Source organism: Variovorax sp. YR266 (genome assembly GCF_900107295.1).
Lineage (GTDB): Bacteria > Pseudomonadota > Gammaproteobacteria > Burkholderiales > Burkholderiaceae_C > Variovorax.
In genome coordinates this window covers 1-17,744 of record NZ_FNPM01000002.1, presented here as the reverse complement: position 1 = coordinate 17,744, position 17,744 = coordinate 1, and the positions used below count along the sequence as shown (strand labels likewise).

Here is a 17,744-nt window from a genome sequence, read left to right as displayed (position 1 = left end):
CGGCTCTCCGGCGGCGCTCAAAGCGGCCGAAAATACCGTTCAACCGATCACAGGGTCCCACGATGCTCGACCTCCTCATCACCAACGCCACCCTCCCTGACGGCCGTACCGGCATGTCGATTGCCGTCGAGGGCGGCCGCATCGCCGAAGTGACCGAAGGCCTCGTCGCCCCGGCGCACGAAACGCTCGATGCGCAAGGCCTGCTACTCGCCCCCCACTTCGTCGACCCGCATTTCCACATGGACGCCACGCTCAGCTACGGCCTGCCGCGCGTCAACGAAAGCGGCACGCTGCTCGAAGGCATTGCGCTGTGGGGCGAGCTGAAGCCGCTGCTCACGGCCGATGCGCTGATCGAACGTGCGCTGGCCTACTGCGACTGGGCCGTGGCAAAGGGACTGCTGGCCGTTCGCTCCCATGTGGACACCAGCGACCCGAGCCTGCTGGCGGTCGACGCGCTGCTCGAGGTCAAGCGCCGGGTGGCGCCCTACCTCGATCTGCAACTGGTCGCCTTCCCGCAGGACGGCGTGCTGCGCTCCCCCGGCGGCGTCGAGAACCTGGAACGCGCGCTCGACAAGGGCGTGGACGTGGTCGGCGGCATTCCGCATTTCGAGCGCACCATGGCCGATGGCGCGGCCAGCGTGAAGCTGCTGTGCGAAATCGCAGCCGGGCGGGGCAAGCTGGTCGACATGCATTGCGACGAGTCCGACGACCCGCTCTCGCGCCACATCGAGACGCTGGCTTTCGAGGCGCAGCGCCTCGGCATGCAAGGCAGAGTGACGGGCTCGCACTGCACATCGATGCACTCGATGGACAACTACTACGTGAGCAAGCTGCTGCCGCTGATCGCGCAGAGCGGCGTGGCCGTCATCGCAAACCCGCTCATCAACATCACGCTGCAGGGCCGCCACGACACCTACCCCAAGCGCCGCGGCATGACGCGCGTGCCCGAGCTGATGGCCGCCGGCGTGAACGTGGCCTTCGGCCACGACTGCGTGATGGACCCGTGGTACGGCATGGGCTCGGGCGACATGCTCGAAGTGGCGCACATGGGCCTGCACGTGGCGCAGATGACCAGCCAGGCCGGCATTCGCCAGTGCTTCGAGGCGGTGACGGCGAATGCGGCACGGGTGATGCACCTTCAGGGTTACGGCATCGAGGCGGGCTGCGACGCGAGCTTCGTGCTGCTGCAGGCGCGCGATCCGGTCGAGGCGATCCGCCTGCGCGCCACGCGGCTCAAGGTGTTCCGCAAGGGGCGCTTGGTGGCCGAAACGCCTGCTGCCACTGCGAGCCTGCACCTCACGGGACGCGACGCTGCAACGAGCTGGATGGCACCGAAGCGCGCCGGCTGAACGAGGCCGTCAGCCCGGCGGCAACGGCAGCCGCAGGCGTGCATGCAGGCCCTCGCCCGGGGGTGTCTCCAGTTCGAGCCGACCGCCATGCGCCTGCGCGATGCGCTGCACGATGGCCAGGCCGAGCCCCGCACCTGCCGTCCCGCCGCGATCCGCATTGCCACGGCGGAACGCCTGCTTGAGAGCATCCGCCTCGGCCGGGTCGATGCCGTCGCCGTGGTCGGCGACTTCGACAATCGCCTCCTGCCCCACCACGCGCGTCGACAGCGTGACCGGCGCCCGGCCGTGGCGCCAGGCGTTCTCGATCAGGTTGCCGATGGCGCGCTGCATGGCCTGCTGGCGCAGCGGCAGCGTGGGCGCGCCGCCCAGCTGCAGCGCCATGGGCCGGCCATGGTCGGCGCTGGCCGCGCCCAGCGCCCGGGCCATGTCGTCGAGCGATGTCGGCACCGGCAGCTCGTCACCGTCGCCGCGCGCAAAGTCGAGGAACTGGCCGACGATGGCGTCCATTTCTTCCACGCTGCGCGTCATGCTGCTCACGAGCTCGGGCTCCATGCGGTCGCGCAATATTTCCACGCCCAGGCGCAGCTTGGTGAGCGGCGTGCGCAGGTCGTGCGAGATGCCGGCCAACATCAGGGCGCGCTCGCGCTCGGTCTGGCGCAGGCTGCCGACCAGTTGATTGAAGCTGCGGCTCACGGTCGCGACTTCGGTGGGACCGTCTTCGGGCAGCGGCATGGGCTCGCGGCCCGCCGCCAGCGTGTGCGCGGCCTCCACCACACGCACCAGCGGCCGGTTGAGCCGGCGCTGGAACCAAAGCGCACCCGCCAGCGCGAGCAACGCGCTGCCTACAGATACCGCCACCAGCGCACCCGTGAATTCGCGCGCGGGCAAGAGGCCGGGCATCACGACCCAGTGATCGCTTCCATCGAGCGTGAGCCGCAGCGCCAGGCCGCCGTCGGGCTCGCGGCGCCACACGGCCTCCACGCCCTGGCTCGCGATGCGCGCCGACACCGAGCGCACGAAGCCGCGCTCCAGCGGCGTGAGCAGCACGCGCGGGCCGCGCGCCTTGTCGGCGCGGCCAGCCGTCGCCTGCTGGTTGAACCCGTCCACGAATGCCGGCCGCTGGGCCGGCGGCAGTGCCAGCATGCCCGCGCGGATGGCTGCCACGTTGCGCGCCACGCTCTCGGCAATCTGGTCGAGCCGTGGCTTGATGACCATCTCGCGCAACAGCAACCCGCCGCCAATCTGGCCCAGCGCGATGAGCAGCACGAGCAGCAGCGCGTTGCGCCCGAACAGGCTGCGTGGAAAGAGCTTCATGGCACGAACAGGTAACCCACGCCCCAGACCGTGCGGATGTGGCGCGGTTGCGCGGACTCGGCCTCGATGAGCTTGCGAAGACGCATGACCTGCACGTCGATGCTGCGGTCGGTGGCCTCGTGCTCGCGGCCGTGGGCCAGTTCGATCAGGCGCTCGCGGCCCAACGGCCGGTTGGCGTTGAGCGCCAGCGCCTGGAGCAGCGAAAACTCACCGGTGGTCAGGGGGATATCTTCTTTCGCGCCCTCCACCTCGCGCTCGAGGCGTCGCTCGCCAAGGTGCAGCGTGAAGGCGCCGAAGCGCACGCTTTCCTGCACCGGCGCCGGCCCGGTGTGCGCGCCCAGCATGCGCTGGCGCCGCACCAGCGCCTGGATGCGCGCCAGCAACTCGCGCGGGTTGAAGGGCTTCGGCAGGTAGTCGTCAGCGCCCATCTCGAGACCGACGATGCGGTCGACCGGGTCGCCGCGCGCAGTCAGCATCAGGATGGGAATGGTCTCGCCCTGTGCGCGCAGCCGGCGGCACACAGCCAGGCCGTCTTCGCCGGGCATCATGACGTCGAGCACCAGCACGTCGAAGCGCTCGCGCGCGAGCAGCTTGTCGAGCGGCTGGGCGCTCTCGACGGTGCGCACGGCATAGCCCTGGTCGCCGAGGTAGCGCTGCAGCAGCGCGCGCAGGTCGGCTTCGTCGTCGGCAATCAGGATGCGGGCCAGCGCTTCGGTCATGCGGCGAATCGTAACGGCGGCTGCCTTGCCCGGTCGCGCGGGAATTCATGACAAACGATGACAGAGCCCCGGACGGGCGCTCACGGATTGTCATGAACGCACCGCGCTGCGCCATGGCTGGCTCACATCTCGCGGCCACAGTCGCTTTCACGGCTTCGCGAGGTGCGCAGCCGGCACCGCAAGGAGTCTTGAACATGAAGCGCGTTCTTTCCCTGTCCACTTCCGCCGCGCTGGCCGGCGTGCTGCTGGCGGCGGCCTTCACGGCCACCCAAGCTGGCGCGGCCAGCCGGCATGTCGTGCGGCCCAACGCCGCGGGTGGCACCACCGCCACGAACATGCGCGCGGTACGCGGGCCCGGCGGAGGCTATGCTGCCCGCGCCGGCACGACCTCGGTCAACCCCGACGGCTCGGCCAGCCACCGCAGTGGCTTCGCTGCAGCCGGCACGCGCGGCAGCGCAGAAAGCAGCGGCAGCGCGAGCCGCGACGCATCGGGCAACGTGACCCAGAGCCGCAGCACCACCGCCACCAGCGCCGCCACCGGCAACAGCGTGCAGAGCAGCACGAGCTACAACAGCGCCACCGGCCTGACGCACAGCGCCACCTGCTACAGCGCGGCCGGCGCGGTCATTTCCTGCCGTTGATGCAAGGGAGCGTGCCCATGACAACCCGCCACGTCCTGCCGCTGCTGCTCGCAGCCGTGTCCTTTGCCGCCTGCGCCCAGGCGCCCGATGCCGGTCGCGCCGAACAGATGCGCGCCGAGCTGCACAAGCGCTTCGGCGCCGCCGACACCAATGTCGACGGCCGTCTCACACGCGACGAAGCACGCGGCAAGATGCCGTGGGTCTACCGCAACTTCGACGCCATCGACAGCGCTCACGCAGGCTCGGTGACGATGGCGCAGATCGAGGCCTATGCCGTGACCCAGCAACGCAGCAGCCGGCAGAAATAGCATGTCCTTCGACCTGATCCGCGAGTCGATGGGGCCGGGCATCGCGCTGTGGCTGACCGGCCTGCTCGTCTTCGTGCTGGCCGCAGCCACGCTCGAAGGCCTGGTGCAGAGCTTCGTGCGGCGCCAGGCCTACGACTGGCGCGCCTACGGCGCCTCGCTGGCCGACGCGGTAGGCCGGCGCGCGGTCGATGCGCTGGGCCTGTCGATTGCCGCGCCGGTGCTGGCCTGGGCGCACGCGCACCGGGTCGACACCATTTCGCTGTCGACGCCCGCGGCCTTCGCACTGCTCTTCGTAGGGCAGGAGTTCTGCTACTACTGGTATCACCGCGCTGCGCACCGCGTGCGCTGGTTCTGGGCCACGCACGCGGTGCACCACTCGCCCAACGAGCTCACGCTGGCTGCCGCGCTGCGCCTGGGCTGGACGGGCAAGCTCACCGGCACGGCCCTGTTCTTCGCGCCGCTGGTGTGGCTGGGCTTTCCGCCGCTGGCGGTGGTGGCCACGCTGGCGGCCAACCTGCTCTACCAGTTCTGGCTGCACGCGCCGTGGATGCCGCGCCTGGGGCCGCTCGAATGGGTACTGAACACGCCGACGCACCACAAGGTGCATCACGCGTCGAACCCGGAATACCTCGACCGCAACTACGGCGGCGTGCTGATCGTGTTCGACCGGATGTTCGGCACCTTCGCTGCCGAGCGCAAGGACGTGACGCTGCGCTACGGCCTCACCACGCCGCTGCGCACCCACAACCCGTTGCGCATCGCCTTCCACGAGTGGGTGAACCTGGGCCGCGACCTCTGGAAGGCCGACGGCTGGCGCGCGAAAATCTCGACCCTCTTCGGTCCTCCGGGAGCTTCGTCATGACACATTTGCTGCGGATTTGCGCGGCCTGGCTGGGCATGCTGCTCTTCTTTCCGGCGATGGCACAGCAAGTTGGCGCGCCGGTCGCCCCCACCGGCGTGCAACGGCTTGCCGACGTGCCCTACGGCCCCGATGCACGCCAGCGCATGGACGTCTATCTGCCACCGAACGCACGCAACGCCCCGGTGCTCGTGATGGTCCACGGCGGCGCGTGGATGTTCGGCAACAAGGCAGCCGCCTCGGTGGTCGACCTGAAGATCGAGCACTGGGTGCGCGACCAGGGCTTCATCCTGGTGTCGGTGGGCTACCGCTTCGTGCCGCAGGTCGACGTGATGCAGCAGGCTCAGGACGTGGCGCGCGCGGTGGCCACTGCGCAGGCAAGGGCGCCTTCGTGGGGCGGCGATGCGGGCCGCTTCGTGCTCATGGGCCATTCGGCCGGCGCGCACCTTGTTGCGCTGATCAGTGCATCGCCCAGCATCGCGCGGCAGCAAGGCGCACGCCCGTGGCTCGGCACCGTGGCACTCGACAGCGCGGCGCTGGACACTGCGGCACTGATGCGACGTCGCCACATGCCCTTCTATGACCGCGTGTTCGGCGACGAACCTGCCTACTGGCGCACCGTATCGCCCACCGACACTCTTGCGCCTGGTGCACCACCGATGCTGCTGGTGTGCTCGACCCAGCGGCGCGATGGCTCGTGCACGCAGGCGAATCAGTTCGCGACTCGGGCCGCGGCAATTGGTGGCCGCGCGGAGGTAGTGCCTGAAGACCTCACGCACGCGCAGATCGACGGTGAACTAGGCCTGCCCGGTGCCTACACGGCGTCGGTGGACGCGTTCATCCGATCCCTGCGCAAGGCGCCGGGCGAACGCTAGGCCACGCGATCCGGTTGCGGCTCGGGCGCCAGTTGCTGCGCAAGCGCCTCCAGCGCCTCGCCCACCGGCCGTTCGACCTTCAGCGAGAGCAGCGCATCGGCCCGTGTGCGCCCCAGGTTCACCGCCGCCACGGGCTTGCCCGCCGCGGCGGCCGCTTGCACGAAGCGAAAGCCCGAATACACCATCAGCGACGAACCGGCCACGAGCACCGCGTCGGCTTCTTCCAGTGCCGCGAAGGCGGCCGTGACGCGCTCCTTCGGCACGCTTTCGCCGAAGAACACGACGTCGGGCTTGAGCAGGCCACCGCAGTGCGTGCACGCGGGCACGTCGAAGGCGGAGAAATCATGGCCCTGGAGATCGGCGTCGCCGTCAGGCGCGGCACGGGCTTCGAGTGCGGCCCAACTCGGATTGCGCTGCCTCAATTCGAGCTGCAGCGCCGCGCGCGGCGTGCGCCGCTCGCAGGCCATGCAGCGCACGGTGTCGATGCGCCCGTGCAGGTCGATGGCGCCGCGACTGCCGGCCGCCTCATGCAAGCCATCGACGTTCTGCGTGAGCAGCAAGCCCACGCGGCCCGCCGCCTCCAGCCGCGCCAGCGCGCGGTGCGCCGCACCCGGACGGGCGCCGGCCATGGTCGGCCAGCCGATCAGGCTGCGCGCCCAGTAGCGCTGTCGCGTGGACTCCTCGCCCATGAAGGCCTGGTAGGTGACGGGCGACGGGCGCTTCCATTCGCCCTCGACGTCCCGATAGTCGGGAATGCCCGATTCGGTGCTGCACCCCGCGCCGGTGAGCACGAAGAGCTTGCGGTGGCGGATGGCGAAGTCGGCGAGCGCGGTGGAATTGGCGTCCATCCGGGGAGCATACGTGGCCGCGCCAGAGGCTGCGCGGCCGGGGAAATAGCCAGCCATTGCGTCCGCAGGCCGCTCTTCCTACGATGCCTGCTTCCCCCGAAAAAAGGAATTCGCATGCAAGTACAAGGCGCCTGCCACTGCGGCCAGATCACCTTCGAAGCCGACCTCGATCCGGAGAAGGTTTCGCTGTGCAATTGCAGCGACTGCCAGGTGCTGTCGGGCTCCGCCTACCGCGTGTCGGTGCCTGTGCCGGCCTCCAGCTTCCGCCTGCTGACCGGCACGCCGAAGACCTACGTGAAGACGGCAGACAGCGGCGCGCGGCGACGACACGGCTTCTGCGCGAACTGCGGCTCGCCAATCTGGGCCGCCGCGGACAGCGACACACCGCCAAGCTATGCGCTGCGCGTGGGAGCACTGGCGCAGCGCGCATTGCTGCCCCCGCGTCGCCGTATCTGGTGCCGCTCCGCGCTGGCGTGGTCGGAAGACCTGAGTGGGCTGCCGGCCATCGACGGGCAACCCTCCTGAGCACGGCAGCCTCAGAAGCGGACGCAGACGGATTGCCGCTCCTGCAGCACCGCCTCTTGAGCGAAGCGCTGGCGATAGGTGCCGATGATGCTGGCAATGGCGGCGTCGTCCTTGTCGCTGCGCGGATGCAGCAGCACCACCAGCTTGGAGCGCTCGCGCACCACGTCGCCCGACACGCCGCGCCACTGGCCGGCGGCATCGATCACCGTCAGGCCCTGCGGAAAAGCCGGCGTCATGGTGGTGTCGAGAAAGCCCGTCCACTCGGCATCCGACACCTGGCCGCCCGAGGGAATGGCCCGGCCGAAATAGAGCGTGTCGCGCTCGAAGGTCTCGAAGCTGCTCCCGCAGGCTTTCGCCGCACCAGGCGCCGATGGCAAGGCGCTGCATCCGGCGAGCGCCGCGGCCATCGCGACGGCTGCCAGCGCGGTGCGGACAAGGGGCGAAATACCTGTAGTCATGCGAAATACCTCCATGCGTGATCAACCCGGCAGAAAGACCAGCGGCGCAGGCTGGCCCTCGGCGGGCGGCGTACCGTGGTCGAGCAGGCGCCAGCCGGGATTCCAGCGCGACAGACGACCTTCTGCAACGGCGGCCTCCAGCGTCGACTGGGCTTTTTCAGGATGCTGCCAATCGAGCGCCAACGTGCGCAAGTCCCAGTCCCACCAGGGGCAGGCCTGGATACGTTCGATGAGCGCATCGGGAAAACGCTGGCGGATCACCCTGGCCGGCACGCCGCCCACGACGGTGAACGGCGCCACATCGCGGGTCACCACAGCGCCCGCACCGATCACCGCGCCGTCGCCGATGGTGATGCCGCTCTTGAGGCTGACCCTGGAGCCAATCCACACGTCATTGCCGATCATGACTGGAGAGTGCGACGGAAACTGACCTACGAACTGGTGCCGGTAGGGCTCCGGAAAATTCGGCGCATAGGCCAGCATGTGCGTCGTAAGCCAGCCGGCGGGATGGTCCGACAGGGTCTGCACACCGTCGCCGATCGAGCAATAGCGCCCCATGCGTACGTCGACGAGCAATGCGCCCGGCGAGATGCTCGAATACGCGCCCACGGAGCACCCGCCGTGCATCTGCACGGCATGCCACACGCGCACCGGCGTCTCGAAGCGGAATGGCGTTGGCAGCAGCGAGCCTTCCGACAGGAACAGCCCGTAGCTTTCGAGCCCCTTCGACAGTTCGGCGTTGATCGAGAGGCTCATGGGCGACGCGGATCAAGCCTCGGGCGCGATGGCCTCGGCGTATTCGTAGAGCGCGCCGAGGATTTCCTCGCCACGCTCGTCGGCGTTCTCGGACAGCGCATCGACCTCGCTGAACAGCATCTCGATGGTGCGAGCCCCGCCCTCGCCCTTGAAGAGCTTCGCCACGCGCAAGGCTTCCCAGCGTTCGGCCTCGTCCTCATTGAGCAGTTCGGGCCAGTTGCGTGCGCGGTAGCGGAACAGGATCTCGTCGAGTCGTCCGTCGTCGAAACCGGTGCGGTCTTTGGCCAGCTCCTCGGGCGACAGGCCGCGCAGCTGGTTCAGCCGTCGGCGGTCGGCGTTGCCGACGAAGCCGCCGTAGAGGTCTTCGTCGACGTCGGGCGTTGCCTCCTTTGGCCGGGCATACACCTGCGACCAGATGGCGCTCATGTCGGGCAGGTCGCGTGCGATGGCGGCATGCCGCATGGCCGTGTCGAGGTCGACGCCCCAGCGCTCGGCCATGGCCGGCGCCAGCGTGCGCAGGTTGCCGACCACCATCGGCGACTTGTTCAGGTGCACGCCCTTCACGGGCAGCCGCACCACGCCTTCGGGCAGGTCGGCCGTGCGGGTGAACAGGCGCAGCCGCAGCGTGTCGACGTCGATGTCGCGCAGCTCGCTCGGGTCATACGCAAGGTCCCAGGCGAGCAGCTCGTTCTTGTTGGTCGGATGGCTGGCCAGCGGCCACATCACGGCCAGGCAGCCGCGCTCGACCGGGAACATGCCCGAGACGTGCAGGAAGGGCTTCGCGGTTTCGCGCATCGCGGGCAGGCCGAGTTCGCTGGCAACGCGGTCCTTCTTGTGCAGGCCGAATGCGAAGTCGAACAGCTTGGGCTGCTTGTCGCGGATCAGGCGTGCCAGTGCGATGGTGGCGCGCACGTCGGAGAGCGCATCGTGCGCCGACTCGTGCAGCAGGCCGTTGGCGCGCGCCAGGTCTTCGAGCTTGAAGCTGGGCTTGCCGTCTTCCTTCTTCGGCCACTCGATGCCGTCGGGGCGCAGCGCGTACGTGAGGCGCACCACGTCGAGCAGGTCCCAGCGGCCGCAGTCGTTCTGCCATTCGCGCGCATAGGGGTCGATCAGGTTGCGCCAGAACAGGAAGCGCGTGACCTCGTCATCGAAGCGGATGGTGTTGTAGCCGACGCCGATGGTGCCGGGCTGCGAGAAGGCGCGCTCGATGTGCGCGGCGAATTCATGCTCGGGGATGCCGCGCTCCAGGCACACCTGCGGCGTGATGCCGGTGATCAGGCAGGCCTCGGGGCTGGGCAGGTAGTCCGGCGCGGGCTTGCAATAAATCATCAGCGGCTCGCCGACTTCGTTGAGCTCGGCGTCGGTGCGGATGGCGGCGAACTGCGAGGGACGATCGCGACGCGGCACTGCGCCGAAGGTTTCGTAGTCGTGCCAGAGAAAGGTGTGGTTCATTCAAAGCAAGGGTGAAAACAAGCGCGCAATGGCGTCGCCGAGGCGGCGCCAGAAACTCTGGTGCCGGTTGCCGCGCACCGCACCGGCATTCTGCAGGTCGGTCTCGAACTGCGCCGCCAGCGGCCGAGTCAGTTCCGGACCATAAACCACCGCGCACACCTCGAAGTTGAGGCGGAAGCTGCGGTTGTCGAAATTCGCGGTGCCGATCATCGCGCAATGGTCGTCGACCACCAAGGTCTTGGAATGCAGCATGCGCGCCTTGTACTCCCAGACCTTCACGCCGGCGGCGATGAGCTCGTCGAAGTACGAGCGCGCGGCGGCGCTCACGATGGCCGAATCGCTGCGGCGCGGCACCAGCAGGCGCACGTCGACGCCACGCAGCGCGGCACTGGTGAGCGCCATCAGCGCCGGCTCGCCGGGCACGAAGTACGGCGTGGTGAGCCAGGCGCGATGCGTGGCCGAGTGAATGGCCTCGACGTGCATGCGGTGGATGGCTTCCATCGCGTTGTCGGGACCGCTGGTGACGATCTGCACCGGGATGTCGCCGGCTTCCAGCTGCGGCAGCATGGCATTCAGGGTGTCGTCCATGCCGCGCGGGTCTTCGCCGGTGGCGTAGGTCCAGTCTTCGAGGAAGGTGGTCTGCAGCCAGCGCACCGCGCTGCCTTCGATGCGCAGGTGCACGTCGTGGTAGGCGTCGGGGTTGGTGCGCTTGTCTTCCTCGTCGGTGATGTTCACGCCGCCCGTGAAGCCGATGCGACCATCGCACACAACGATCTTGCGGTGTGTGCGGTAGTTGGTCACCGGGCGCAGGCGGCGGCCGATCTTGGTGTCGTGGAACAGCGCGACCTTCACGCCCGCCTCGAGCATCGGCGCCATGAAATTGCGGCCGATGCGCTTGGAGCCCAGTGCGTCGATCAGCAGCCGCACCGCCACGCCCTGCTTCGCGCGCTCGATCAGCAGGTCGCGCAAGGCAGTGCCGATCTTGTCAGGCTCGAAGATGTAGTACTCGAGGTGAATGTGGTTCTGCGCGGCGCGCACGGCCTCGAAGATTGCGTCGAAAGTGCGCGCGCCGCCCGAGAGCAACTCGACATCAACGGCGCTCGACACTGGCAGCCCACAGGTCGCGGTGCCCAGTTTGGCCATCTGCTGCAGCGCCGGTGGGGCGTTCTGCGCCGCATCGCGCAGCCGCGCCACGTCGGCCTGGGCGGAGGCGCCGGCGCGGCTGCGCAGGCGCTTGAGCCGCTGTTTTCGCAGGCGCTGCGGCCCGAGAAAGTAGTAGATGACGAAGCCCGCGAACGGCAGCAGCGCCAGCGACAGGATCCAGCTCATCGTGGACACCGGCGCGCGCTTCTGCATCACGATCCAGATCGACAACACCGCGATGTAGCCGCTCCACGCCAGGGAGAGGCCGGTTTTCCATTCGTGGCTGAGTTCGGGGAGGATCAAGGCGAGGAGGCTTCGTGATTTCGGCGGCCCAAAGAAAAAGGCCGGCAGCGTGATGCTACCGGCCTTTGGAGGCGGTTCCGCAACCTCATCGGCCGCGCACTGCCCGGTTCTTTCAACCTGTCGCAGCTTCTTCAGCTTCGGGCTTCGACTTGCCTTCCTTCTTCGAAAGCGGCTGGATGTCGAGCAGCACTTCGTCCTTGTCGTCGAGGTCGACTTCGAGGCGGCCGCCGTCGGTCAGGCGACCGAACAGCAGTTCGTCGGCCAGCGCACGACGGATCGTGTCCTGGATCAGGCGCTGCATCGGGCGTGCACCCATCAACGGATCGAAGCCCTTCTTCGCCAGATGCTTGCGCAGCTTGTCGCTGAAGGTGACTTCCACCTTCTTCTCGCTGAGTTGCGTTTCCAGCTGAAGCAGGAACTTGTCGACCACGCGCAGGATGATGTTTTCATCGAGCGCCTTGAAGTTGACGATGGCATCCAGCCGGTTGCGGAACTCGGGCGAGAACAGGCGCTTGATGTCGCCCATTTCGTCGCCCGCCTGGCGCGGGTTGGTGAAGCCGATGGTCGCCTTGTTCATGGTCTCGGCACCCGCATTCGTCGTCATGATGATGATGACGTTGCGGAAGTCGGCCTTGCGCCCGTTGTTGTCCGTCAGCGTGCCATGGTCCATGACCTGCAGCAGCACGTTGAAGATGTCCGGGTGTGCCTTCTCGATTTCGTCGAGCAGCAGCACCGCGTGGGGCTTCTTCGTGACGGCCTCGGTCAGCAGGCCGCCCTGGTCGAAACCGACGTAGCCCGGAGGCGCGCCGATCAGGCGACTCACCGCGTGACGCTCCATGTACTCCGACATGTCGAAGCGGATCAGCTCGATGCCCATGATGTAGGCCAGCTGCTTCGCCGCTTCGGTCTTGCCGACGCCCGTGGGGCCGGAGAACAGGAACGACCCGATCGGCTTGTCGCCCTTGCCCAGGCCCGAGCGTGCCATCTTGACCGCGGAGGCCAGCACTTCGAGTGCCTTGTCCTGGCCGAACACCACGCTCTTGAGGTCGCGCTCGATGGTCTGCAGCTTGCTGCGGTCGTCGTTGCTGACGTTGGCCGGGGGAATGCGCGCGATCTTCGCCACGATTTCCTCGACTTCCGTCTTGCTGATGGTCTTCTTGCGCTTGCTCGGCGGCAGGATGCGCTGGGCGGCGCCAGCTTCGTCGATGACGTCGATGGCCTTGTCGGGCAGGTGACGGTCATTGATGTACTTGGCGCTGAGCTCGGCCGCGGCCTGCAGGGCCGCCACGGCGTACTTCACGCCATGGTGTTCCTCGAAGCGCGACTTCAGGCCCTTCAGGATGTCGACGGTTTCCTGCACCGACGGCTCGACCACGTCGACCTTCTGGAAGCGACGCGAGAGGGCCGCATCTTTTTCGAAGATGCCGCGGTATTCCGTGAAGGTGGTCGCACCGATGCACTTGAGCTGGCCGCTGGAGAGCGCCGGCTTGAGCAGGTTCGACGCATCGAGCGTGCCGCCCGAGGCTGCGCCCGCGCCGATCAGGGTGTGGATTTCGTCGATGAACAGGATGGCGTTCGGCTTGTCCTTGAGCGACTTGAGAACGCCCTTCAGGCGCTGTTCGAAGTCGCCGCGGTACTTGGTGCCGGCCAGCAGCGCGCCCATGTCGAGCGAGAACACGTTCGACTCGGCCAGGATTTCCGGCACGTCGCCCTGCGTGATGCGCCATGCGAGGCCTTCGGCGATGGCAGTCTTGCCCACCCCAGCTTCACCCACCAGCAGCGGGTTGTTCTTGCGTCGGCGGCACAGGATCTGGATGACGCGCTCGACCTCGTACTCGCGGCCGATCAGCGGATCGATCTTGCCGTCCTTGGCCATCTGGTTGAGGTTTTGCGTGAACTGCTCGAGCGGCGACGCCTTCTCGTTGCGCTCGCCGCCACCGTCTTCGCCTTCGCCCGAAGGCGCTTCGCCGCTGCCCTTGACGGCTTCCGGCGGATCGCTCTTCTTGATGCCGTGGGCAATGAAGTTGACCACGTCGAGGCGGGTGACGCCCTGCTGGTGCAGGTAGTACACGGCGTGCGAGTCCTTCTCGCCGAAGATCGCGACCAGCACGTTGGCGCCGGTAACTTCCTTCTTGCCGTTGCCGGTGGACTGCACATGCATGATGGCGCGCTGGATGACGCGCTGGAAACCCAGGGTCGGCTGGGTGTCTACATCGTCGGTACCCGCCACCTGAGGCGTGTTGTCCTTGATGAAGTTGGTGAGCGACGCCCGAAGGTCGTCGACGTTCGCCGAGCAGGCGCGCAGAACTTCCGCGGCGCTCGGGTTGTCCAGCAAAGCGAGCAGCAGATGCTCCACGGTGATGAACTCGTGGCGCTGCTGCCGGGCCTCGACAAAGGCCATGTGCAAGCTGACTTCCAGTTCCTGGGCAATCATGTGATTTCCTTTTGCCTTGCTGTAAATAAGTTCTCAGATGGGTTGGAGCTTGCGCAATTCAACAGGTTCACGCAACTGGCTCACTGACACATTGCAGCGGGTGCCCAGCCTGCTGCGCCGCTTCCATGACCTGATTGACCTTGGTGGCCGCCATGTCGCGGGAATAGACCCCACAGACGCCGCGGCCATCGAGGTGGATCTTCAACATGATCTGGGTCGCGGTTTCTCGGTCCTTGCTGAAATATTCCTGCAGCACGACGATCACGAACTCCATAGGGGTGTAGTCGTCGTTCAGCATGACCACCTGGTACATCTGGGGCGGCGCGGTTTTCTGCGGCCGGCGCTCCAGGACGACCGAATCTCCGTCATCCCCGGCCGGCTTCTGGGCCGGCGGAGTGCTGGGAGTTTTGGGAATTCTCGTTGCCATGAAAAAGATTCTATAGAGCGTGCAAGCACCGTGCCGGCGAAAAAAACTTGGTGGCGCGTATCCGACAATTCAAGGGCATTGCGGCGGTTGCGACAGCTTTTTTGATGAAGCGCACCTGCGGAGAGTTTTAGGCAAAAAGGGATGGCCGCGGCCCGATCGAAGAGCCAATAAAAAGCCCTTGAATTCCTTCTGGAAGTTCAAGGGCCCATTGCATTGCAACGACGTCGCAAGACGTCGAAGCACGCGGCAATTACATGTGGTCGATCATCACCTGGCCGAAGCCCGAGCAGCTTACCTGCGTCGCGCCGTCCATCAGGCGGGCGAAGTCATAGGTGACCTTCTTGCTGGCAATAGATTTTTCCATCGAGCTGATGATCAGGTCGGCAGCCTCCTTCCAGCCCATGTGGCGCAGCATCATTTCAGCCGAGAGGATTTCGGAGCCTGGGTTCACGTAGTCTTTGCCGGCGTACTTGGGTGCCGTGCCGTGGGTGGCTTCGAACATGGCGACGGTGTCGCTCAGGTTTGCGCCCGGGGCGATGCCGATGCCACCGACCTGCGCGGCCAGCGCGTCCGACACGTAGTCGCCGTTGAGGTTGAGCGTGGCGATCACGCTGTACTCGGCGGGACGCAGCAGGATCTGCTGGAGGAATGCATCGGCGATGCTGTCCTTGACGGTGATTTCTTTGCCCGTCTTCGGATTCTTGAACTTCATCCACGGGCCACCGTCGATCAGTTCGGCGCCGAACTCCTTGGCTGCGAGGCCGTAACCCCAGTCACGGAAGCCACCTTCGGTGAACTTCATGATGTTGCCCTTGTGCACCAAGGTGACGCTGGGCTTGTCGTTGTCGATGGCGTACTGGAATGCCTTGCGCACGAGGCGCTCGGTGCCTTCCCTCGACACGGGCTTGACGCCGATGCCCGAGGTGTTGGGGAAACGGATCTTCTTGACACCCATCTCGTCCTGCAGGAACTTGATGAGCTTCTTGGCCTTGTCGCTCTCGGCTTCGAACTCGATGCCCGCGTAGATGTCTTCCGAGTTCTCGCGGAAGATCACCATGTTGGTCTTGTGCGGCTCGCGCACCGGGCTCGGCACGCCTTCGAAATACTGGATGGGGCGCAGGCAGACATAAAGGTCGAGTTCCTGGCGCAGCGCGACGTTCAGCGAGCGGATGCCGCCGCCGACGGGCGTGGTCAACGGGCCCTTGATGGAGACAACGTAGTCGCGCACAGCGTGCAGGGTTTCCTCGGGGAGCCAGACGTCGGGACCATAGACCTTGGTCGACTTTTCGCCGGCATAGACCTCCATCCAGTGGATCTTCTTCTTGCCGCCATAGGCCTTGGCCACCGCTGCGTCCACCACCTTCAGCATCACTGGCGTGATGTCCAGGCCAGTCCCGTCGCCTTCGATGAAGGGAATGATCGGTTGGTCAGGCACATTCAGCGAGTTGTCGGCGTTGACCGTGATCTTCTGACCTTCGGTCGGGACTTTGATGTGCTGATAACTGGTCATGAGGGGGGATGGCTCCGGGATTGACGTAATTTTGACGACTGTCAGCGAATTCAGACACGGGGTGGATTCGCTGTACAGCCCGCGAACAAATCGCTGTACATTTTAGACGCAACCCATCAGCAAGCGTTTGTCAACCGGCGAGCCAATGGGCTCGTTAGTGGCTGACCTTCTGCTCGCCGGGAGGCGTTTCCAACCAATTCTCGATAGAGGAATCATCAATGAGCAAAATTCTCGCAGTCATGATCGCTGGCCTGTTCGCCGCTGGCGCCTACGCCCAAAACCCGGCCGGTACGACGCCTGAGCAAGGTAACGCCACCAACAGCAAGTCGCAGCAACGTGCCGAAGCCAAGAAGGCTGCCAAGCCCGCTGGCCAAGTCAAGGCTGCCGCTGGCGACGAAGCCAAGACGCCCGAAGGCGGCGCCATCGGTGCCGACAAGGCTGCTGCCTCTGGCGAGAAGCGCGCAAGCACCCGCGACCAGCGTCGTCGCAACAAGGACGGCAGCGTGAAGCGCAAGTCGACCCAAGGCGGTACGCCTGACATGGCAGGCGCCAAGTAAGTCGGCCCAGCCCCAGAAAAGAGCGCTCTTCGGAGCGCTTTTTTTTTCGCCTGCCGCAAGCGTTCTGCTGTCAACCGCAGGAATCGGCCTCCGTTGAATGTCTACCTTCCGCAGGGAGGGCAATCCAAATCAACGAATTTCAAAGGATATGTTCATGAACAAGCTGCTCGCAGCCCTGGTCGCTGGTCTCTTCGCTGCCGGTGCTTTCGCTCAACAAGCCGAACCCACCACCGCTGCTCCCGCAGCCGCTCCCAAGGCCGCCAAGCACGCGCCTGCCAAGAAGCACGCTGCGGCCAAGAAGCACAAGGTCAGCCACGTGGCCAAGGCCCACACGGCCGCTGCCAAGAAGGTGTAAGCTTTCACGCTCACCGGCAATGCCCGCATCAGCGGGCATTTTTATTGGCGTTTTTTTTGATTTAGGCCGGGCCCTGACCCCGCCCTGAAAGAGTTGCCCGATGTTCCAGCGTCTAGCCGCCCTGCTCCTCGCGTCCGCGTCCTTCATGATGCCTGCGCACGCCCAGCAGCAACCCCAGACCGACCTGCCGCGCACGCAGTTGTCGGTCGGCCTGTACAAGATCGATGCGCAGATTGCGCAAACACCCCTTCAACGCGAAATCGGCCTGATGTTCCGCAAGGAAATGCCGCAGGCCGAAGGCATGATCTTCGTGTTCGAGCAGCCTGCCACTCAGTGCTTCTGGATGCGCAACACGATCCTTCCGCTGACTGCCGCTTTCGTGGCCGACGATGGCCGCATCGTCAATCTGGTCGACATGCAACCCATGACCGAGAACTCGCACTGCTCCCTGGAGCCCGTGCGCTACGTGCTCGAAATGAACCAGGGCTGGTTCGCCAAGAAGAACATCAAGAAGGGCGCAAAGCTCGGCGGCGAACTGTTCGCAGCCACCAAGCGCTGAGCTTCTGCTGCCTGAAGCCCGCAAAAAAAGCCGACCCGAGGGTCGGCTTTTTTGTTGGGGAAACCCGGGCTCAGCCGAAATTCTTGGCGACGAAGTCCCAGTTCACCAGCTTGGCCAGGAAGGTCTCGACGAACTTCGGGCGCAGGTTGCGGTAGTCAATGTAGTAGGCGTGTTCCCAGACGTCCACCGTCAGCAGCGCAGTGTCTGCAGTCGTCAGAGGCGTGCCGGCGGCGCCGGTGTTCACGATGTCCACGGAGCCGTCGGCCTTCTTCACCAGCCACGTCCAGCCCGAACCGAAGTTGCCCACGGCCGACTTCACGAAGGCTTCCTTGAAGGCGTCGTAGCTGCCCCA

The 17,744-nt window shown here is 66.2% G+C and carries 20 protein-coding genes; 9 read left to right on the top strand and 11 right to left on the bottom strand.

The features are described 5' to 3' along the window. Positions 1–62 precede the first annotated feature (62 nt). Positions 63–1,349 (top strand): amidohydrolase family protein, encoded by a 1,287-nt coding sequence (locus tag BLW48_RS05600; RefSeq protein ID WP_093173304.1) that lies wholly within the window; start codon positions 63–65, stop codon positions 1,347–1,349. Between the two features lie 9 nt (positions 1,350–1,358). On the opposite strand, the gene BLW48_RS05595 is transcribed toward BLW48_RS05600, so the two are convergent. After that, a complete protein-coding gene (locus BLW48_RS05595) occupies positions 1,359–2,663 on the bottom strand; it encodes an ATP-binding protein (RefSeq protein ID WP_093173302.1) in 1,305 nt (434 codons plus the stop codon). Further along, the gene (gene ompR / locus BLW48_RS05590; RefSeq protein ID WP_093173300.1) at positions 2,660–3,382 is read right to left on the bottom strand and encodes an osmolarity response regulator transcription factor OmpR; all 723 of its coding nucleotides are present in this window, start codon (positions 3,380–3,382) and stop codon (positions 2,660–2,662) included. The genes BLW48_RS05595 and ompR overlap by 4 nt, the downstream gene beginning before the upstream one ends. A gap of 194 nt (positions 3,383–3,576) precedes the next feature. On the opposite strand from ompR, the gene BLW48_RS05585 reads away from it, so the two are divergent. Genes BLW48_RS05585 through BLW48_RS05570 form a run of 4 tightly spaced genes read left to right on the top strand, consistent with a single transcriptional unit; the run spans position 3,577 to position 6,065 of the window. Continuing rightward, positions 3,577–4,023, top strand: a complete 447-nt coding sequence (locus tag BLW48_RS05585; RefSeq protein ID WP_093173298.1) for a hypothetical protein — start codon at positions 3,577–3,579, stop codon at positions 4,021–4,023. 17 nt (positions 4,024–4,040) lie between these two features. After that, a complete protein-coding gene (locus BLW48_RS05580; RefSeq protein WP_093056963.1) occupies positions 4,041–4,331 on the top strand; it encodes an EF-hand domain-containing protein in 291 nt (96 codons plus the stop codon). Between the two features lies 1 nt (position 4,332). Continuing rightward, positions 4,333–5,193 (top strand): sterol desaturase family protein, encoded by an 861-nt coding sequence (locus BLW48_RS05575; RefSeq protein ID WP_093056964.1) that lies wholly within the window; start codon positions 4,333–4,335, stop codon positions 5,191–5,193. Further along, complete coding sequence (locus BLW48_RS05570; RefSeq protein WP_093173296.1) at positions 5,190–6,065, top strand: alpha/beta hydrolase; 876 nt, start codon at positions 5,190–5,192, stop codon at positions 6,063–6,065. The genes BLW48_RS05575 and BLW48_RS05570 overlap by 4 nt, the downstream gene beginning before the upstream one ends. Here BLW48_RS05570 and BLW48_RS05565 read toward each other — a convergent pair. Then, the gene (locus BLW48_RS05565; RefSeq protein WP_093173294.1) at positions 6,062–6,913 is read right to left on the bottom strand and encodes an NAD-dependent protein deacetylase; all 852 of its coding nucleotides are present in this window, start codon (positions 6,911–6,913) and stop codon (positions 6,062–6,064) included. The genes BLW48_RS05570 and BLW48_RS05565 overlap by 4 nt on opposite strands. A gap of 114 nt (positions 6,914–7,027) precedes the next feature. Between BLW48_RS05565 and BLW48_RS05560 the strand changes: the two genes are divergently transcribed. Further along, on the top strand, positions 7,028–7,438 hold the full coding sequence (locus tag BLW48_RS05560) for a GFA family protein (protein ID WP_093056967.1): 411 nt from the start codon (positions 7,028–7,030) through the stop codon (positions 7,436–7,438). An 11-nt stretch (positions 7,439–7,449) separates the two neighbouring features. Here BLW48_RS05560 and BLW48_RS05555 read toward each other — a convergent pair whose 3' ends face one another. The 7 genes from BLW48_RS05555 to icd all read right to left on the bottom strand — a co-directional run bounded on the left by BLW48_RS05555 (position 7,450) and on the right by icd (position 15,921). Beyond that, the gene (locus tag BLW48_RS05555; RefSeq protein WP_093073921.1) at positions 7,450–7,896 is read right to left on the bottom strand and encodes a DUF3574 domain-containing protein; all 447 of its coding nucleotides are present in this window, start codon (positions 7,894–7,896) and stop codon (positions 7,450–7,452) included. Between the two features lie 21 nt (positions 7,897–7,917). Continuing rightward, positions 7,918–8,652: a CatB-related O-acetyltransferase gene (locus BLW48_RS05550; protein WP_093173292.1), complete on the bottom strand. Its 735-nt coding sequence runs from the start codon at positions 8,650–8,652 to the stop codon at positions 7,918–7,920. Positions 8,653–8,664: 12 nt separating this feature from the next. After that, the gene (gene sbcB, locus BLW48_RS05545) at positions 8,665–10,104 is read right to left on the bottom strand and encodes an exodeoxyribonuclease I (protein WP_093056969.1); all 1,440 of its coding nucleotides are present in this window, start codon (positions 10,102–10,104) and stop codon (positions 8,665–8,667) included. Continuing rightward, positions 10,105–11,550: a cardiolipin synthase gene (cls, locus tag BLW48_RS05540; RefSeq protein WP_093173290.1), complete on the bottom strand. Its 1,446-nt coding sequence runs from the start codon at positions 11,548–11,550 to the stop codon at positions 10,105–10,107. Between the two features lie 112 nt (positions 11,551–11,662). Next, positions 11,663–13,984, bottom strand: a complete 2,322-nt coding sequence (gene clpA, locus BLW48_RS05535; protein ID WP_093056971.1) for an ATP-dependent Clp protease ATP-binding subunit ClpA — start codon at positions 13,982–13,984, stop codon at positions 11,663–11,665. A 67-nt stretch (positions 13,985–14,051) separates the two neighbouring features. Then, positions 14,052–14,411: an ATP-dependent Clp protease adapter ClpS gene (gene clpS / locus BLW48_RS05530; protein WP_042674481.1), complete on the bottom strand. Its 360-nt coding sequence runs from the start codon at positions 14,409–14,411 to the stop codon at positions 14,052–14,054. A 250-nt stretch (positions 14,412–14,661) separates the two neighbouring features. Next, positions 14,662–15,921, bottom strand: a complete 1,260-nt coding sequence (gene icd / locus BLW48_RS05525) for an NADP-dependent isocitrate dehydrogenase (protein ID WP_093073915.1) — start codon at positions 15,919–15,921, stop codon at positions 14,662–14,664. Between the two features lie 218 nt (positions 15,922–16,139). Here icd and BLW48_RS05520 point away from each other — a divergent pair, with 218 nt between their 5' ends. The 3 genes from BLW48_RS05520 (at position 16,140) to BLW48_RS05510 (ending at position 17,392) form a co-directional block, all read left to right on the top strand. Further along, positions 16,140–16,478 (top strand): cell envelope biogenesis protein TolA, encoded by a 339-nt coding sequence (locus BLW48_RS05520; protein WP_093056973.1) that lies wholly within the window; start codon positions 16,140–16,142, stop codon positions 16,476–16,478. A gap of 154 nt (positions 16,479–16,632) precedes the next feature. Continuing rightward, positions 16,633–16,833, top strand: a complete 201-nt coding sequence (locus BLW48_RS05515; RefSeq protein ID WP_093075170.1) for a hypothetical protein — start codon at positions 16,633–16,635, stop codon at positions 16,831–16,833. Positions 16,834–16,933: 100 nt separating this feature from the next. Continuing rightward, complete coding sequence (locus BLW48_RS05510) at positions 16,934–17,392, top strand: DUF192 domain-containing protein (protein ID WP_093173288.1); 459 nt, start codon at positions 16,934–16,936, stop codon at positions 17,390–17,392. A gap of 70 nt (positions 17,393–17,462) precedes the next feature. Here the strand turns inward: BLW48_RS05510 and BLW48_RS05505 are convergent. Continuing rightward, positions 17,463–17,744, bottom strand: a 282-nt coding sequence (locus tag BLW48_RS05505; RefSeq protein ID WP_218137495.1) for a superoxide dismutase, incomplete at its 5' end; no start/stop codon positions are given.

Bases quoted from the DNA above. Each gene is read 5' to 3' on its own strand.
- BLW48_RS05510 (WP_093173288.1), top strand. From the start codon at position 16,934: ATGTTCCAGCGTCTAGCCGCCCTGCTCCTCGCGTCCGCGTCCTTCATG.
- BLW48_RS05560 (WP_093056967.1), top strand. From the start codon at position 7,028: ATGCAAGTACAAGGCGCCTGCCACTGCGGCCAGATCACCTTCGAAGCC.
- ompR (WP_093173300.1), bottom strand. From the start codon at position 3,382: ATGACCGAAGCGCTGGCCCGCATCCTGATTGCCGACGACGAAGCCGAC.
- BLW48_RS05570 (WP_093173296.1), top strand. From the start codon at position 5,190: ATGACACATTTGCTGCGGATTTGCGCGGCCTGGCTGGGCATGCTGCTC.
- clpS (WP_042674481.1), bottom strand. From the start codon at position 14,411: ATGGCAACGAGAATTCCCAAAACTCCCAGCACTCCGCCGGCCCAGAAG.
- sbcB (WP_093056969.1), bottom strand. From the start codon at position 10,104: ATGAACCACACCTTTCTCTGGCACGACTACGAAACCTTCGGCGCAGTG.
- BLW48_RS05515 (WP_093075170.1), top strand. From the start codon at position 16,633: ATGAACAAGCTGCTCGCAGCCCTGGTCGCTGGTCTCTTCGCTGCCGGT.
- BLW48_RS05600 (WP_093173304.1), top strand. From the start codon at position 63: ATGCTCGACCTCCTCATCACCAACGCCACCCTCCCTGACGGCCGTACC.
- BLW48_RS05520 (WP_093056973.1), top strand. From the start codon at position 16,140: ATGAGCAAAATTCTCGCAGTCATGATCGCTGGCCTGTTCGCCGCTGGC.
- BLW48_RS05550 (WP_093173292.1), bottom strand. From the start codon at position 8,652: ATGAGCCTCTCGATCAACGCCGAACTGTCGAAGGGGCTCGAAAGCTAC.
- BLW48_RS05595 (WP_093173302.1), bottom strand. From the start codon at position 2,663: ATGAAGCTCTTTCCACGCAGCCTGTTCGGGCGCAACGCGCTGCTGCTC.
- icd (WP_093073915.1), bottom strand. From the start codon at position 15,921: ATGACCAGTTATCAGCACATCAAAGTCCCGACCGAAGGTCAGAAGATC.
- BLW48_RS05565 (WP_093173294.1), bottom strand. From the start codon at position 6,913: ATGGACGCCAATTCCACCGCGCTCGCCGACTTCGCCATCCGCCACCGC.
- BLW48_RS05580 (WP_093056963.1), top strand. From the start codon at position 4,041: ATGACAACCCGCCACGTCCTGCCGCTGCTGCTCGCAGCCGTGTCCTTT.
- BLW48_RS05555 (WP_093073921.1), bottom strand. From the start codon at position 7,896: ATGACTACAGGTATTTCGCCCCTTGTCCGCACCGCGCTGGCAGCCGTC.
- BLW48_RS05585 (WP_093173298.1), top strand. From the start codon at position 3,577: ATGAAGCGCGTTCTTTCCCTGTCCACTTCCGCCGCGCTGGCCGGCGTG.
- clpA (WP_093056971.1), bottom strand. From the start codon at position 13,984: ATGATTGCCCAGGAACTGGAAGTCAGCTTGCACATGGCCTTTGTCGAG.
- BLW48_RS05575 (WP_093056964.1), top strand. From the start codon at position 4,333: ATGTCCTTCGACCTGATCCGCGAGTCGATGGGGCCGGGCATCGCGCTG.